The organism is Gottfriedia sp. NPDC058432 (genome assembly GCF_042721555.1).
Classification (GTDB): Bacteria; Bacillota; Bacilli; order Bacillales; family Bacillaceae_G; genus Gottfriedia.
The window spans coordinates 1-13,279 of record NZ_JBHXLC010000049.1 but is presented as its reverse complement, the minus strand read 5'-3'; the positions used below and the strand labels follow the sequence as shown (position 1 = coordinate 13,279).

The 13,279-nt window shown below is 31.7% G+C and carries 18 protein-coding genes; 15 read left to right on the top strand and 3 right to left on the bottom strand.

All coding sequences use genetic code 11. The features are described from left to right. The coding region (locus ACFWM3_RS24785; RefSeq protein WP_390313367.1) for a hypothetical protein at positions 1-216 on the top strand (216 nt) is incomplete at its 5' end. 621 nt (positions 217-837) lie between these two features. On the opposite strand, the gene ACFWM3_RS24780 is transcribed toward ACFWM3_RS24785, so the two are convergent. Further along, the gene (locus tag ACFWM3_RS24780) at positions 838-1,623 is read right to left on the bottom strand and encodes a carbonic anhydrase (protein WP_390313365.1); all 786 of its coding nucleotides are present in this window, start codon (positions 1,621-1,623) and stop codon (positions 838-840) included. Positions 1,624-1,711: 88 nt separating this feature from the next. Between ACFWM3_RS24780 and ACFWM3_RS24775 the strand changes: the two genes are divergently transcribed. The 4 genes from ACFWM3_RS24775 to ACFWM3_RS24760 all read left to right on the top strand — a co-directional run bounded on the left by ACFWM3_RS24775 (position 1,712) and on the right by ACFWM3_RS24760 (position 3,993). Then, entirely contained in the window at positions 1,712-2,419 is a 708-nt protein-coding gene (locus ACFWM3_RS24775; RefSeq protein ID WP_390313368.1) for a DNA alkylation repair protein, read from the top strand. A 56-nt stretch (positions 2,420-2,475) separates the two neighbouring features. Further along, a complete protein-coding gene (locus tag ACFWM3_RS24770; protein ID WP_390313364.1) occupies positions 2,476-2,988 on the top strand; it encodes a GNAT family N-acetyltransferase in 513 nt (170 codons plus the stop codon). A 32-nt stretch (positions 2,989-3,020) separates the two neighbouring features. After that, entirely contained in the window at positions 3,021-3,401 is a 381-nt protein-coding gene (locus ACFWM3_RS24765) for a hypothetical protein (RefSeq protein ID WP_390313363.1), read from the top strand. A gap of 76 nt (positions 3,402-3,477) precedes the next feature. Then, on the top strand, positions 3,478-3,993 hold the full coding sequence (locus ACFWM3_RS24760) for a PCYCGC motif-containing (lipo)protein (RefSeq protein WP_390313361.1): 516 nt from the start codon (positions 3,478-3,480) through the stop codon (positions 3,991-3,993). 81 nt (positions 3,994-4,074) lie between these two features. Here ACFWM3_RS24760 and ACFWM3_RS24755 read toward each other — a convergent pair whose 3' ends face one another. Next, positions 4,075-4,242 carry a hypothetical protein gene (locus tag ACFWM3_RS24755; protein WP_390313360.1) on the bottom strand — a complete coding sequence of 56 codons (168 nt, stop codon included), beginning with the start codon at positions 4,240-4,242 and terminating at the stop codon, positions 4,075-4,077. 162 nt (positions 4,243-4,404) lie between these two features. On the opposite strand from ACFWM3_RS24755, the gene ACFWM3_RS24750 reads away from it, so the two are divergent. Further along, complete coding sequence (locus ACFWM3_RS24750) at positions 4,405-4,788, top strand: ArsR/SmtB family transcription factor (protein WP_056471958.1); 384 nt, start codon at positions 4,405-4,407, stop codon at positions 4,786-4,788. Positions 4,789-4,810: 22 nt separating this feature from the next. Beyond that, a complete protein-coding gene (locus tag ACFWM3_RS24745) occupies positions 4,811-6,946 on the top strand; it encodes a heavy metal translocating P-type ATPase (protein ID WP_390313358.1) in 2,136 nt (711 codons plus the stop codon). A 26-nt stretch (positions 6,947-6,972) separates the two neighbouring features. Here the strand turns inward: ACFWM3_RS24745 and ACFWM3_RS24740 are convergent, their stop codons facing one another. Continuing rightward, complete coding sequence (locus tag ACFWM3_RS24740; RefSeq protein WP_390313357.1) at positions 6,973-7,584, bottom strand: DedA family protein; 612 nt, start codon at positions 7,582-7,584, stop codon at positions 6,973-6,975. A gap of 353 nt (positions 7,585-7,937) precedes the next feature. On the opposite strand from ACFWM3_RS24740, the gene ACFWM3_RS24735 reads away from it, so the two are divergent. From ACFWM3_RS24735 to ACFWM3_RS24700, 8 genes are all read left to right on the top strand, one after another. After that, positions 7,938-8,483 (top strand): GNAT family N-acetyltransferase, encoded by a 546-nt coding sequence (locus tag ACFWM3_RS24735; protein WP_390313356.1) that lies wholly within the window; start codon positions 7,938-7,940, stop codon positions 8,481-8,483. Positions 8,484-8,554: 71 nt separating this feature from the next. Then, entirely contained in the window at positions 8,555-9,223 is a 669-nt protein-coding gene (locus tag ACFWM3_RS24730; protein WP_390313354.1) for an HAD family hydrolase, read from the top strand. 19 nt (positions 9,224-9,242) lie between these two features. Then, entirely contained in the window at positions 9,243-10,505 is a 1,263-nt protein-coding gene (locus tag ACFWM3_RS24725) for an MFS transporter (protein ID WP_390313353.1), read from the top strand. Between the two features lie 45 nt (positions 10,506-10,550). After that, entirely contained in the window at positions 10,551-11,180 is a 630-nt protein-coding gene (locus ACFWM3_RS24720; protein WP_390313352.1) for an aminoglycoside phosphotransferase family protein, read from the top strand. Between the two features lie 2 nt (positions 11,181-11,182). Further along, positions 11,183-11,503, top strand: coding sequence for a hypothetical protein (locus ACFWM3_RS24715; protein WP_390313350.1), 321 nt, complete (start codon positions 11,183-11,185; stop codon positions 11,501-11,503). A gap of 85 nt (positions 11,504-11,588) precedes the next feature. Continuing rightward, positions 11,589-12,080, top strand: a complete 492-nt coding sequence (locus ACFWM3_RS24710; protein WP_390313348.1) for a hypothetical protein — start codon at positions 11,589-11,591, stop codon at positions 12,078-12,080. A 117-nt stretch (positions 12,081-12,197) separates the two neighbouring features. Then, the gene (locus ACFWM3_RS24705) at positions 12,198-12,662 is read left to right on the top strand and encodes a hypothetical protein (protein ID WP_390313346.1); all 465 of its coding nucleotides are present in this window, start codon (positions 12,198-12,200) and stop codon (positions 12,660-12,662) included. A gap of 130 nt (positions 12,663-12,792) precedes the next feature. Further along, positions 12,793-13,128 carry a hypothetical protein gene (locus ACFWM3_RS24700; RefSeq protein WP_390313344.1) on the top strand — a complete coding sequence of 112 codons (336 nt, stop codon included), beginning with the start codon at positions 12,793-12,795 and terminating at the stop codon, positions 13,126-13,128. The last annotated feature ends 151 nt before the right edge of the window (positions 13,129-13,279 follow it).

Below are 13,279 nucleotides of genomic sequence, written 5' to 3'. Positions count from 1 at the left end.
GGCGATTTTCCGTTCAATTTGAACGGAAAATCGCCTTTTTTATTTCACATATTGATTACAGTAAATAAAATTGACTGTTTTTCAGTGGCCTCGGCAAGCCTGCGGGGTCTCAGCCTTCCCGCTAATCCCATAGGAGTCGAGCACCCCTCCGTTCCAATCAACTTATTCATCAAGAAACAATCTGCAACAAAACCAAATCAAATAGCCTTTACTTAGAGTATCTTAACAGTTATTTATTAATCAGTCTGTAGGTCAATTAATATTAAACATTAATTAATAAACTAATCAATTGAATTTTTTTTTCAAAAATTAGCTCATAATATTTTTAATTTCTGAAAAAAACTTACTAGTGTTACTGGAAACATAAAATTGCTCAAACGTATTAACATTTAAAACCAATAATAGATAGAACATCCAAAAAACGATTATTTCACCATTAATAAATGTTCATTTAATGTCCGTTTCCTCTATTGACCATTTTATATTTCAACACTCTGAAAAACAACCATGTCAATTAATTATCAAATTTTCGTAAAAGGAGTATAGTGAAATTGATTTCCACTAAAGGATGTTATGAGTAATTAATTTTCAACTTCGAACATTTATAGTTCCTCATGAACGTGTTATGAGGAAGTAAATTACGAAATCGAGCATATATAGTTCCTCATGAACGTGTTATGAGGAAGTAATTTTCAACAAGCTGCAATTATAATGACTCATGAACCCGCTATGAGTAAGTAAATTTGATTAAGCTGCATTTATAGTGACTCATGAACCTGTTATGAGTAAGTAATTTTCATCATCTTGCAATTATAGTTCCTCATGAACCCGCTATGTTTACCAAGATTCAAATAAATCCCTACCATTTAATGGCTGAATGGGACGGCTATTTGGTTTGAAATAGTTTTGATAAGAATGGACTTGTTCTTCGGAAAATTGTATTGGTTTGTTAAAGACGATCCATTTAATTCCTTCAGTACATGGAGGAGTTGTAAAAGAGCCAGTGTATGAAAACTTTTTACTAGTATAGGGAATAAAGGGCTGCAAATTTAGTTTTACAACTTTTCGACCAAGTTCCTCATCCGTAGGATTTACATCAAGGATTTTTTGGAATTCTTTATTCAATCTACCAATATCAACAAGTACCCCGATGGTAATGATGGATTTTTTTTTATTTTCATTTATAAAATGAATCTCTAAATCATTTTGTTTCCCATTTATTGTATGCTCACTTGGTGTATGGAAATGAAATTGTTTTAATGTATAGTGTATTCCATTTAAATTAATTGAGTTGGAGTGATTTACTGGAATGAATTTTACTGTGTACTGCGACGTTTCTATTTTAAAAAGATCATTATGATAGTTTATACCTAAAGGTAGTGATTTTTTTATGGCTTGATCAATATTAACTGGAGATTGTTGTTTCCCATTAGAACATAGTGAATAATCTTTATTGATTGTACTCCAATAATTAGGTCCAGTTTTACCTGTGTAAGACCAGTCTTCATTTCTTGCAGTTGAAACTGTTGATTTATTTAGACGAATATCATGCACAATCTGATTATTTGAACAGGCTGAGATTGTAAGACTGAATAGTATGATGAATAGATAAAAATAGTTCATTATATACTTTCCTTCCTTGCTATGTATGATAGGATACATTTTAGACAACGATGTTACGGAACAAACCTATAATAAGGGGGAGAAGATGATGACGTTAGAAGAAGTAATGAAATCATTAGAGGAAATGGGTACTGAGCAAACGAAAAAAACTTTTTTGCGCCATGGTGCAAAGGAACCTTTATTTGGCGTTAAAATTGGTGATCTGAAAAAGCTTGTTAAATATGTTAAAAAGGATCAAGAATTAGCATTATCACTTTTCCATACAGGAAATTCAGATGCAATGTATTTGGCCGGTTTATCAATTAATCCAAAGTTAATGACAAAGGAACAGCTTCAAAATTGGGCGAAAGAAGCCCACTGGTCTATGATTGCTGAAAGTATTGTAGGTGCTGTTGCAGCAGAAAGCAAGTATGCAATCGAGTTAGCTAGAGAATGGTTGAAGTCAGATGATGAATTAATTGAAAATTGTGGATGGAGCACTTATAGTCATTATTTATCAATTGCATCAGATGAAGAGATTGATAAAGAAGAAGTTCATAAATTACTTAATTATATTGAAAATAATATACATACTTCAAAAAATAGAGTTCGTTATACGATGAATGGATTTGTAATTGTGGTAGGAAGTTATGTACCAAGTCTTACAGTTGAAGCAATGATGGTTGGTCAAAAGATTGGAAAAGTCCACGTGAACGTTGGAGATACGGCTTGTAAGGTACCTCTAGCAACTGATTATATTGAAAAGGTCGAGGCGAGGGGAAAGCTTGGAGTAAAGAAAAAAACATGCATTTGTTAATTTGATCAGTCACCTATTAATATGGTGACTTTTTATTAGAAAGAAACGGGAGAACCATGATTATAAAATCAAATAGACTATATTTAAGAAAGCTTAAAATGGATGACCTAGATCATTTACACAAACTTCAATCTAATGTGAATGTAATGAGATACATAACAAATCGTCCTAAAACATTAGAAGAAACTAAAAATGAATTAAATAAGATTCTTCAAATGTATAAGGAGAAAAATTCTGATTTTGAAGTGATGGCAGTTTGTAAAAATGGGACTAATCAATTGATTGGAACATGTGCAGTCATAAAAAATGTTTCAGATGAGTTTGAAATAGGCTATCGATTAACTGAAGAAGAATGGGGAAATGGTTACGGCATTGAAATTGCTAGTTTAATAGAAGATTATTGTATTGGAATCAGAAAGCTAAATTTTATTGTAGCTACCGTTGAAGCCAAAAACGTCTATTCAGTAAAAATCCTTGAGAAAAAAGGATTTAATTTAATTTTAGAATCAATTGACGATGAAAATGATGAATTAACTAAATATTATCGTAAAGACCGTCATATTTATTAGAAATCATCAAATTAACTAAAAGGGGAAATCTAATGGACTTTAATATCCATTTTGATGAATTTCACTTTGTTTCTACCATCATTATTACGCTTGTAAATTATATAACTCTAGGAATTTTATTTATTTGGACCTATAGAACAAATGATTTGAAACCAGAAGTATGGAAGGCTATTATTACAATACTTATCGGTTTATTTGTCTTTAGTATTAATTTGAATTTTGATGAATATCGAATTGAAATACCAATTTTACCTCTTGGATTTTGGATTTTAATGTGGGTCTGTAAACGTAATGATAATCAGGAACGATGGGGAAAATATAGGCGTTTTGCATGGGCTGGTTTTTTGATTAGATTTTTCTTTTTACTTACAAGTTTATTGCAAATGTTGATTGATTCAATAATCTATTCATAGTTAATGTTTAAGCATTTGTTTTCCACTCCAATAATTATTAATATAAGATTAAAAGAGTGAATATTGGAGGGAAAGGATGAAACGCAAAACAATTCATAGTGTACTTTCAGTTTTAACAATTTCCATTTTATTTACAGGATGTAGTAATCAACAAGCTGAAACAAATACAACGAAGAACCACGAAAATCATGCCGAACATATTCAAACAAGTGATATTAGAGAACAAACAATCAATAAAGAAACTTTACCGAAGTTTTTAGGTGATAAAGAACAACAAATTCAACAAATCTATATGGTGGCAGCGCAACATGCTAATTTACTTAAAAATATGCCATGTTATTGTGGTTGCGGTGAAAGTGTAGGTCATAAAAGTAATTTAGATTGCTTTATTCATGAAGTAAAAGAAGATGGTTCAATCGTGTGGGATAGCCATGCAACTTCGTGCGTCAACTGTATGGAGATTGCAGTTGAATCAGTGAAATTAAAGCAAGAAGGAAAAACTACTTTAGAAATTCGAACATACATTGATAATAAATTTAAAGATGGATATGCCAAGCCAACAAATACACCAATGCCAAAAGAACAGGGTTAAGGATATAGGAAAAAAAGGGATCGTAAATAAAAAGTCAGACAGTTACTGAGAAATTCTAGTAACTGTCTGACTTTTTTATTTCTAATATTTATCTTGCATGATAGATCGATCAATTTTCGTAATTTCTTCATATAATACTTGATGCTCTGTTTTATAAGGAGGCGTTGTTCCTAATTTTTTTGCGATTAAAAACATAAATAATACGGCTACTAAGCAAATTCCCCAAAAAAGATATCCGATTAGAGTCATTAATTTTCTCCTTTTGTATGCATTACTAATCATTTCTTTATCATATGTAATATTCCTTTAAATTTTACAAATAATATTTTGACACATATGAACAATCACTCATATAATATAAATATAGAAAACATATGAATGATTGTTCATGTATTCATAGGAGGACAGTTTATGATTGAAGAAAAGAAGAAAGTTGACGAAGTATGTGATGAAGCATGTCAACAAACTGTTATGCATGAGGATATAATTCTTTCAGTAAAAGAAAGTATGTTGAATATTGAAACACTAACAGGAGTAGCAGAACTTTTTAAAGTTCTTGGAGATAAGACGAGAACGAGAATATTACATGCACTTAGTCAATCTGAGATGTGTGTATGTGACCTAGCTTATTTATTAGAAATGACCCAATCATCTATATCACATCAGTTACGTGTATTAAAACAAGCGCATTTAGTGAAAAATCGTAAAGAAGGTAAAGTAGTTTATTATTCGTTAGCAGATGATCATGTTACACAAATTTTCAATCAAGCACTAGAACATATTTTAGAGGATTAATATAGATGTTTCTTGAGAGGAGTTGAGTTTGTTGAGTAGGGGGCAAAGGCAAGTAAATAGTGAATTAAAATTAGAAGGACTTGATTGCGCCAATTGTGCAATGAAGATTGAAAAAGGAGTTTCCACACTTGAAGGCGTTGATGCATGTTCAGTAAATTTTGCAACATTAACGATGACAATTACGACGAGTGAGGAACAAAAAGAATCAGTTATCGAGAACGCTAAAGATAAGATTCGTGTTTTAGAACCGCATATTAATCCTGTTTCAAAAATGGATTCAAAACTTGGGCAAGAGAAGCAACAGGGAATGAATGCTGAAACAAAAAAACTTATTGCTAAATTAGGGATTGGTACTGCTTTATTAATTTTAGCCCAATTACTTAATGTACCAATGCTCTATCAATTGATTATTTTTATAGCAGCCTATTTAATAGCGGGTGCTGACGTTGTTTTAAAAGCTATTCGAAATATTTTCAGAGGGCAAGTATTTGATGAAAATTTTTTAATGGGAGTAGCTACAATTGGTGCATTTATTATTGGAGAGTACCCTGAAGCTGTTGCGGTAATGCTATTTTATCAGCTAGGTGAATTGTTCCAAAGTATTGCAGTAAATCGATCACGGAATTCGATTTCAAAGTTAATGGATATACGTCCTGATTATGCGAATTTAAAAAATGGTGACAAAACTGAACAAGTATCTCCTGAAAAAATTCAAATTGGTGATCTAATCATCGTCAAACCTGGGGAAAGGGTTCCGTTAGATGGAATTGTAAAAAGTGGATCTTCAAGTGTTGATACTTCTGCATTAACTGGTGAGTCATTACCAAGAGAAATATTTGAAGGTGATGAAGTATTAAGTGGATTTATAAATGCCCAAGGTTTACTTGAAATTGAAGTCACGAAGGAATTTAATGAATCGACAGTATCAAAAATATTGGAACTTGTTCAAAATGCAACAAATAAAAAGGCACCTACTGAAAACTTTATCACAAAATTTGCAAAGGTTTATACACCTATAGTTGTGATCACAGCAGCTATTATTGCAATCATCCCACCAATTATTATTCCTGGTGAAACACTTTACGATTGGGTATATCGAGCATTAATTTTCCTAGTTATTTCATGTCCATGTGCTTTAGTAGTTTCAATTCCATTAGGATTTTTCGGAGGAATCGGAGCAGCTTCAAAATCCGGAGTATTAGTAAAAGGAAGTAATTATTTAGAAGCATTAAATGATTTGAAGTATATTGTGTTTGATAAAACTGGAACGTTAACGAAAGGGCAATTCCAAGTAAGCTCGATTATACCTACACGTGGTCATTCGAAAGAGGAGCTACTGGAATTAGCTGCTTATGGAGAGTTTTATTCTACTCACCCAATCGCATTATCAATTCGTCAAAAGTATGGTAAAGATATTGTTGAAGCAAAGCTATCTAACTATACTGAAATTGCGGGACATGGAATTAGTGTTACGATTAATGAAGACACACTGTTAGTAGGTAATTCAAGACTAATGGAAAGTCATTCAATTTTATATGAACCAACTAGAGAAGTAGGCACAACAGTTTATTTAGCAAAAAATAAGCATTATATCGGATCAATTGTCATTGCAGACCAACTAAAAGATGATGCGAAAGAAGCTATACTTGAGCTTAAAAAAGTTGGAATTAAAAAGACTATCATGTTAACCGGGGATTCTAACTCAGTTGCGAAAAGCATTGGTAAAGAATTAGCAATAGATGATATTTATTCAGAGCTTCTTCCACATCAGAAGGTAGAAAAACTTGAATTGATCGAAAAAATAAAATCATCGAAAGAAAAAATTGCATTTGTTGGGGACGGTATTAATGACGCACCAGTTTTAGCTCAAGCAGATATAGGTATTGCGATGGGCGGTATTGGTTCCGATGCAGCGATCGAAGCTGCGGATGTTGTATTAATGTCCGATGAACCTTCAAAAATTGTAGATGCAATTAAAATCGCTAAACGTACAAGACAAATTGTATGGCAAAACATCTTTTTTGCTTTAGCGGTGAAAGGATTTTTCTTATTACTAGGTGTAATCGGAATAGCGACAATGTGGGAAGCAGTCATTTCAGATGTTGGTGTTACTGTATTGGCAGTATTGAACTCGATGAGAGTATTAAGACTTAAATAAAGCTAAAAAACTCAGACTAAACGAAATTAGTCTGAGTTTTTTCTTTTTTTGATAAAAAGGAAGATAAATACGGCCAATCCAATCGCTAAAATTCCATAAATAATACTCGAGTACACATCCATATACTCTACAATCTTTTCCCAGGATGCACCGACTGATGCACCAACTAAAACTAAAATTGTATTCCATATTAATGAGCCTAAAGTTGTAAATAACAAAAAGATCCAAAAATTCATTCGAGCCATTCCAGCTGGAATAGAAATTAAACTACGAATTAGTGGAATGAGTCTACAGAAAAAGACTGTCCAAACACCGTATTTTGAAAACCATTCGTCCGCTTTATGGACATCCTTTTTAGTTAAACGTAAAATATGCCCCCAACGGTCTACGATTTTTTCTAACGTTTTTACATCTAGTAAAGTACCAATCCAAAAAAGTATGATTGCTCCAATTACTGATCCTAAAGTTGAAAAGCAAATAACCCCTATTTTAGATAGTGAAGATTCTGTAGTCATGAACCCGCCAAACGTTAAAATGACTTCGGAAGGAATTGGAGGAAATATATTTTCTAATGCAATTAATAAAAAAATGCCTAAATAGCCAAATGAATCCATCGTTTCAATAATCCAGTTTTGCATGAAATTACCTCAGGTTTGATTTTATTTTTAAGGAATAATTAGAAGTTTTTAATATTCCTTGTGAAAGAATATACTATGTAACTAGTGATTTAGGCAAGTAATTGTGAAACTTGTTCCATAAATAGAATAAACAAATATCTAATAAAATGTAGATTTTATGTCTGGTCAACACTGTATTAGCATTGTAAGGGAGAATTTTTTTGAAAGTCAGAGGATTTAGAACAGTTGATAGAGAATTAAAGTAGATTAATATAAAATCAGAAATTAGATTTTGTTACGATACTTCTCCTAAATCTGAAGAAATGTAATTAGCTATTTAGGAATAATGTCTTTGTAAAAAAAGGAGGATGGACATGTTTAAGGTTCAATTAAGTGAGGATTTATCAATCAATTTATTAACACCAAAGTATGCAGCAACATTAGTAGAGGCGCTGAAGGAAAATCAAAACTCCTTAAAAGAATGGTTGGTTTGGGCTGAAAATATTCCATTGATCGAGGATTATCAAAATTCGATTATACCTATGTGGTTACAAAAGTTTGCAGATAATAATGGTTTTGAAGCGGGAATTTTTTATAAGAATGAACTAGAAGGTATGTTGGGATTACATTATATAGACTGGTCGAATCAAACAACTGAAATAGGTTATTGGTTAAGTGAACAAACACAGGGTCAAGGAATAATGACTCGTGCTGTAGAAGGTTTAGTTTCATATTGTTATGATGAGCTTAATCTTAATCGAGTAGTGATTAGGGCAGCTGTTGAAAATGCGAAGAGTAGGGCAATTCCTGAACGTTTAAATTTTAAACAAGAAGGTATCCAAAGAGAAGCACAGCAAATTAGAGAAAAGTATTATGATATAGCTGTTTATAGTATGTTGAAAAAGGAATGGAAAAAGTAAATGAATCAATTTGCGTTAGCTAAAAATGCTAACGCTTTTTTGTGGGGGAATAATGATGGAGGAAGAAAATAATGACTTATAATACAATCTTGTTCGATTTAGATGGTACATTGACGGATCCAAAGGTAGGGATTTTAAACTCGGTAAAGTATGCATTACAGAAAATGAATAAAGCTATTCCATTCGAATCAGAGCTTTTAAAATTTATTGGACCACCTATTCAGCAATCATTTTCGGAAGTTTGTCAATTTAATGAAAAAGAAGTATTAAATGCAGTTCGTTTTTATCGCGAATACTTTTCGCAGAATGGTATGATTGAAAATAATGTTTATGATGGGATACGTGAGCTTCTAAGCGATTTGCAAAAAGAGAATAAAAGATTATATGTAGCAACTTCAAAACCAACTGTTTTCGCAACGAAAATATTGAGCCATTTTCAACTCGATGAGTTTTTTATTCAAATTGTTGGAAGTGAACTAGACGGCACGAGAATCGATAAAGGCGAGATAATTGAGTATATATTTGAAAAGAATAATGACCTTTCTAAGGAAGATTCGGTAATGGTTGGGGACCGACTTCACGATATAAAAGGTGCAAAAATCGCTAATATTGATGCGATTGGAATAACTTACGGATATGGAAGTGAATTGGAATTAATTGATGCAGGTGCGAATGCAATTATTAATAATGTAGAACAACTGAAAAAAATGTTATTAAATGAGTTAAAGATAATGGCCTAATAATGAAGGAGGAGTTTGATTGAAGAGTGGAAAAATACATTATGCTTGGATTATATTAATTGTTACGTTCTTATCCGTCATTATTGCTGCTGTAACAAATACGATGTCTGGAGTGATGATGATTCCTTTTGAAAAGGAATTCGGTTGGAGTAGAGCATCAATTTCAGGTGCATTTGCGATTTGTATAACTCTCGTTGGATTCTCTGGACCATTTATAGCCGGCTTATATCAAAAGTTTAGTGTAAGAAAAGTATTGTTAGTAGGTATGGGAACATTATTAGTTGCTATTTTACTAACAACAATTATGTCCCAAATTTGGCATTTATTTATCATTTGGGGAATCATTATTGGATTAAGTGCGGGGGCATTTTTGACCGTGTTAAATGCGTATGTTGCAACTACTTGGTTTGAGAAAAAACGTGGTTTAGCGCTAGGGCTTTTAACGTCTAGTTCAGCAGCAGGTCAGCTTGTTTTTTTACCATTGATGGCATATATCGTTGAAAATTATTCATGGAGAAATGCCGTTTTAACTATATTTTCTTTTGGTGTTTTCATTTATGTTTTACTTTGGATTTTTATGAAAAATGATCCAGCAGATGTTGGAGTTTTCCCTTTAGGGGGTGAAAAAAGCAATAAGAAGCAAGCCAAAAATGTTAATCCAGTGAAGGCAGCTTTTGATGGGTTCAAGTTAGGTGCTAAATCGAAAGTTTTTTGGTTATTAGCGGGAAGTTTTTTTGTCTGTGGCTTTTCAACTAGTGGTTTGATCGGTACGCATTTTATCTCACTTTGTATCGATTATGGATATAAAGAGGTCACGGCTGCTAGTATTTTAGCGTTCATGGGAATATTTAATATTATAGGAACGACTTTATCAGGATATATTTCCGATCGCTTTGATAATCGTTGGTTATTATTTTGGTATTATGGTTTAAGAGGATTATCATTACTAATTCTTCCTTTTGCTTTATCTACGAATTCAATCATTTATTTAAGTGCTTTTGCCATTTTCTATGGAATGGATTGGATTGCTACAGTTCCTCCAACTATTAAACTAGCGACGGATCATTTTGGTAAAGAGAAGGTAGGGGTAATCTATGGATGGATTTATACCGCTCATCAATTAGGTGCTGGAGCTGCAGCATATGGTGGAGGTTTAGTTTATTCTTGGTTAAATGCCTACCAATCAATCTTTATTGCAGCAGGAATATTTTGTTTAGTTGCAACTTTATTTGTACTTAATATTAAAAAAAGAGCGGTATTAAATCAGAATCTTTCAGCGTAGAATGAAAATTAATAAAAAAATAATTAAATAATTGAGGTAGAATGAATGACCTATCTTTATAAAATAACAAAAGATAAATATAAAATAATGCGTGAGAAAAACTGTTTTTGGGAAGGTAAGATTCGTAAAATTTGTGAGTTAGAAAAGGTCGATTATGAGAAGCTTACGCGATTTTCGTACGGTGGAAATATTGTTTTTAGTATAGATGGAGAAGTTGTAATTAAATTATATCCTTCTTATGTGAATGATGAGTTCATAAAGGAGAAGCAAGTTCTCGAGTTTTTAAACGGCAGAACACTTTCCGTAGATATTCCTAAATTAATTTCAACTGGTCAATTTGAAGGCTGGAGCTATTTAATAATGAGTGAACTAAAAGGGACTCTATTAATTGATATTTTTGATGAACTGTCTTTTGAAGAGAAAAAGCAAATTGCGTTTGATTTAGGAAAAATAATAAGAGAAATCCATGACGCAACGATCTCAACAAAACAAGATGATTATGAACATTGGAAGCAATTTATTACGAATCAATTGGAGCAAGTAGAGAATCATCATAAAAACAACGAAATGAATGATGAATTATTTAACCAATTAACAAGCTATGTTGAAGAAAAAACATTGCAAGGAAAAGAACAAATCGTGTTATTACCGGAGAATACACGCCATATAATTTAATCATGAATAAAGTTGATGATATGTGGAGGTTTACTGGTTTAATTGATTTTGCTGATTGCTTTGTTGGAAACTCAAAATATGATTTACTTGGACCAATAGCGTTTATGTTTTATCCTTTTGAAGGACTAAATAAAATTTTTCTAGAGAGTTACGGCTATTCGAATAACGAATTAAACGAGGGCTTACAAAAAGAATTAATGACTTATTTATTACTACATCGTTTTAGTAATATTAGTTTCTATCAAGAAAAGTCAGAAGTAGCAATGAAAGCTACTACGTTAAAAGAATTGGAAAATATATTTTTTAATTTTAAGATCTGTTAAAAACTTATTTAACTAATTGACAGATTAGTTGAATAAGGGCTGATATAATAATGCAGTGAAAAAAGATGACGATGGAGAAAATAAAATGGAAATTAATAAACTATATTTAAATTTTCTAACTAAAAAGATACCAAATTATTTTTTAATAGAGGAAGTTGATCGAATATACAAAGAAAAATATAAGGCTAATGAATTAGATAAAAAGAACTTTATCGATTTAAAAAAGGATCCTTATGTGGATTACGCTAACATCGTTAAGTGCTATGAAATTACTGATGAAAAAGTATTAGACAATCTGTATTGTAAAGAAGAAAAACAAAACCATCGACGTTTTACTAAAAAATATGCTTCAAAATATCAAGGGGAAGATAATCGATTAAATGAGGGGAAATTAATAAATGTCATGTTAGAAAGTAAAGATGGCAAACGGATAAGTGGTTATACCGTACAAGGTAGCTGTTCATATATTTCGAGTGAATTAGTTGTTTTTATCGGAAGAACGCAGGAAGAAGAAAATTTAGACAATCACAGATTTAGGTATTATTTAAATTGCCTTGAAGAAACGGGATATTTATAAACCATAATGTTGTTCAACTAACGCATGCGATAGTTCAATTAGTTCTACCTCACTCTTCGCTTTGTATGTCCGTGTTATAATGGATATGATTTTTTAGACATTATAAGGGGATAACATATGTACGTTTGGAATGTAAAAGGGCTCGTTCAAGCTTTAAAAGAAGAGAGTATGTCCAGTAAGTCACAAAGATACCATAAAATAATAGGTATTTCTTTATTCGCAATAGTTTTACTAGCTTATCCGTTATTATTGTTAACTGAAATTTTTAACATCTTAGATATTATTGATATGATTAGTTTTCTGGTTATCAATCTAGTTGGAATTTATTTAGCATATAAAATAAATCAACGAGGAGATGGGAAGGGATTTGTCTTTCGCTATTTTAGTTTGTATCTTCCACTCACACTCCGATTTTTTGTCCTAGTTACGGTTATTATGATTGTCGGTTATTTAATTCTACCTTATATTGATCCAACAATTTCCTTGAATGAGACCAACTGGTTCGATTTAGTTACTTCTGTTGGAACAGAAATATATTTCAATATCTTAATGATTAAATATATAAAAATGTTAAATAAGTAATTAGTTTCTAAGTTGTATCTATCATTTAATCAATGATTAGCTTATGCAACTAACTGATGCGTTAGTTGGTTAAGATCAAGTGTCACAGGGAAATATAGGTTAAAATCATTTGAAAGGATATTAATTTATTATGAAAGGTAATGCACCTTTTTTTATTCTAATGTTCCTAATTGCGATTTGGTTTGTATTCGTGTGGATTAAGTATTTTCCAAAAGCAAAACATAGTCAATTAACAGGAGAAACTAGATCAAAATATGACATAAATAAATTAAAGACAATAATACCTAAGAAAATAATGATCGGCGTATTTTTCTGTATCTTAACCTTACCTCTATACTCAGATATGCCTGCAATAATGGCTTTTATTCTTGCATTAGCAGGAGGTCTATTCACTTACACTCAGTTTAAATCTATGTATGGAATGGGAGCTAGATTTCAAGAAAACAAAGGGAAAAAGAAAAAATAAGTATGTAACTAACGCATTGCGATTCTTCAATAGAAGTTCGCTTTTTTTATTCAACAAAATGGCAGTTTAGTCATAATGAACGAAACGGCTCCATTTTGCTTAACGTAGGTTGCAGTTGGCAATAATGGGAGTGATTAAAAAGCCTACCCAA

Coding starts and splice junctions, on each gene's coding strand:
- ACFWM3_RS24780 (WP_390313365.1), bottom strand. CDS start 1,623: ATGAACTATTTTTATCTATTCATCATACTATTCAGTCTTACAATCTCA.
- ACFWM3_RS24775 (WP_390313368.1), top strand. CDS start 1,712: ATGACGTTAGAAGAAGTAATGAAATCATTAGAGGAAATGGGTACTGAG.
- ACFWM3_RS24770 (WP_390313364.1), top strand. CDS start 2,476: ATGATTATAAAATCAAATAGACTATATTTAAGAAAGCTTAAAATGGAT.
- ACFWM3_RS24765 (WP_390313363.1), top strand. CDS start 3,021: ATGGACTTTAATATCCATTTTGATGAATTTCACTTTGTTTCTACCATC.
- ACFWM3_RS24760 (WP_390313361.1), top strand. CDS start 3,478: ATGAAACGCAAAACAATTCATAGTGTACTTTCAGTTTTAACAATTTCC.
- ACFWM3_RS24755 (WP_390313360.1), bottom strand. CDS start 4,242: ATGACTCTAATCGGATATCTTTTTTGGGGAATTTGCTTAGTAGCCGTA.
- ACFWM3_RS24750 (WP_056471958.1), top strand. CDS start 4,405: ATGATTGAAGAAAAGAAGAAAGTTGACGAAGTATGTGATGAAGCATGT.
- ACFWM3_RS24740 (WP_390313357.1), bottom strand. CDS start 7,584: ATGCAAAACTGGATTATTGAAACGATGGATTCATTTGGCTATTTAGGC.
- ACFWM3_RS24735 (WP_390313356.1), top strand. CDS start 7,938: ATGTTTAAGGTTCAATTAAGTGAGGATTTATCAATCAATTTATTAACA.
- ACFWM3_RS24730 (WP_390313354.1), top strand. CDS start 8,555: ATGACTTATAATACAATCTTGTTCGATTTAGATGGTACATTGACGGAT.
- ACFWM3_RS24720 (WP_390313352.1), top strand. CDS start 10,551: ATGACCTATCTTTATAAAATAACAAAAGATAAATATAAAATAATGCGT.
- ACFWM3_RS24715 (WP_390313350.1), top strand. CDS start 11,183: ATGAATAAAGTTGATGATATGTGGAGGTTTACTGGTTTAATTGATTTT.
- ACFWM3_RS24710 (WP_390313348.1), top strand. CDS start 11,589: ATGGAAATTAATAAACTATATTTAAATTTTCTAACTAAAAAGATACCA.
- ACFWM3_RS24705 (WP_390313346.1), top strand. CDS start 12,198: ATGTACGTTTGGAATGTAAAAGGGCTCGTTCAAGCTTTAAAAGAAGAG.
- ACFWM3_RS24700 (WP_390313344.1), top strand. CDS start 12,793: ATGAAAGGTAATGCACCTTTTTTTATTCTAATGTTCCTAATTGCGATT.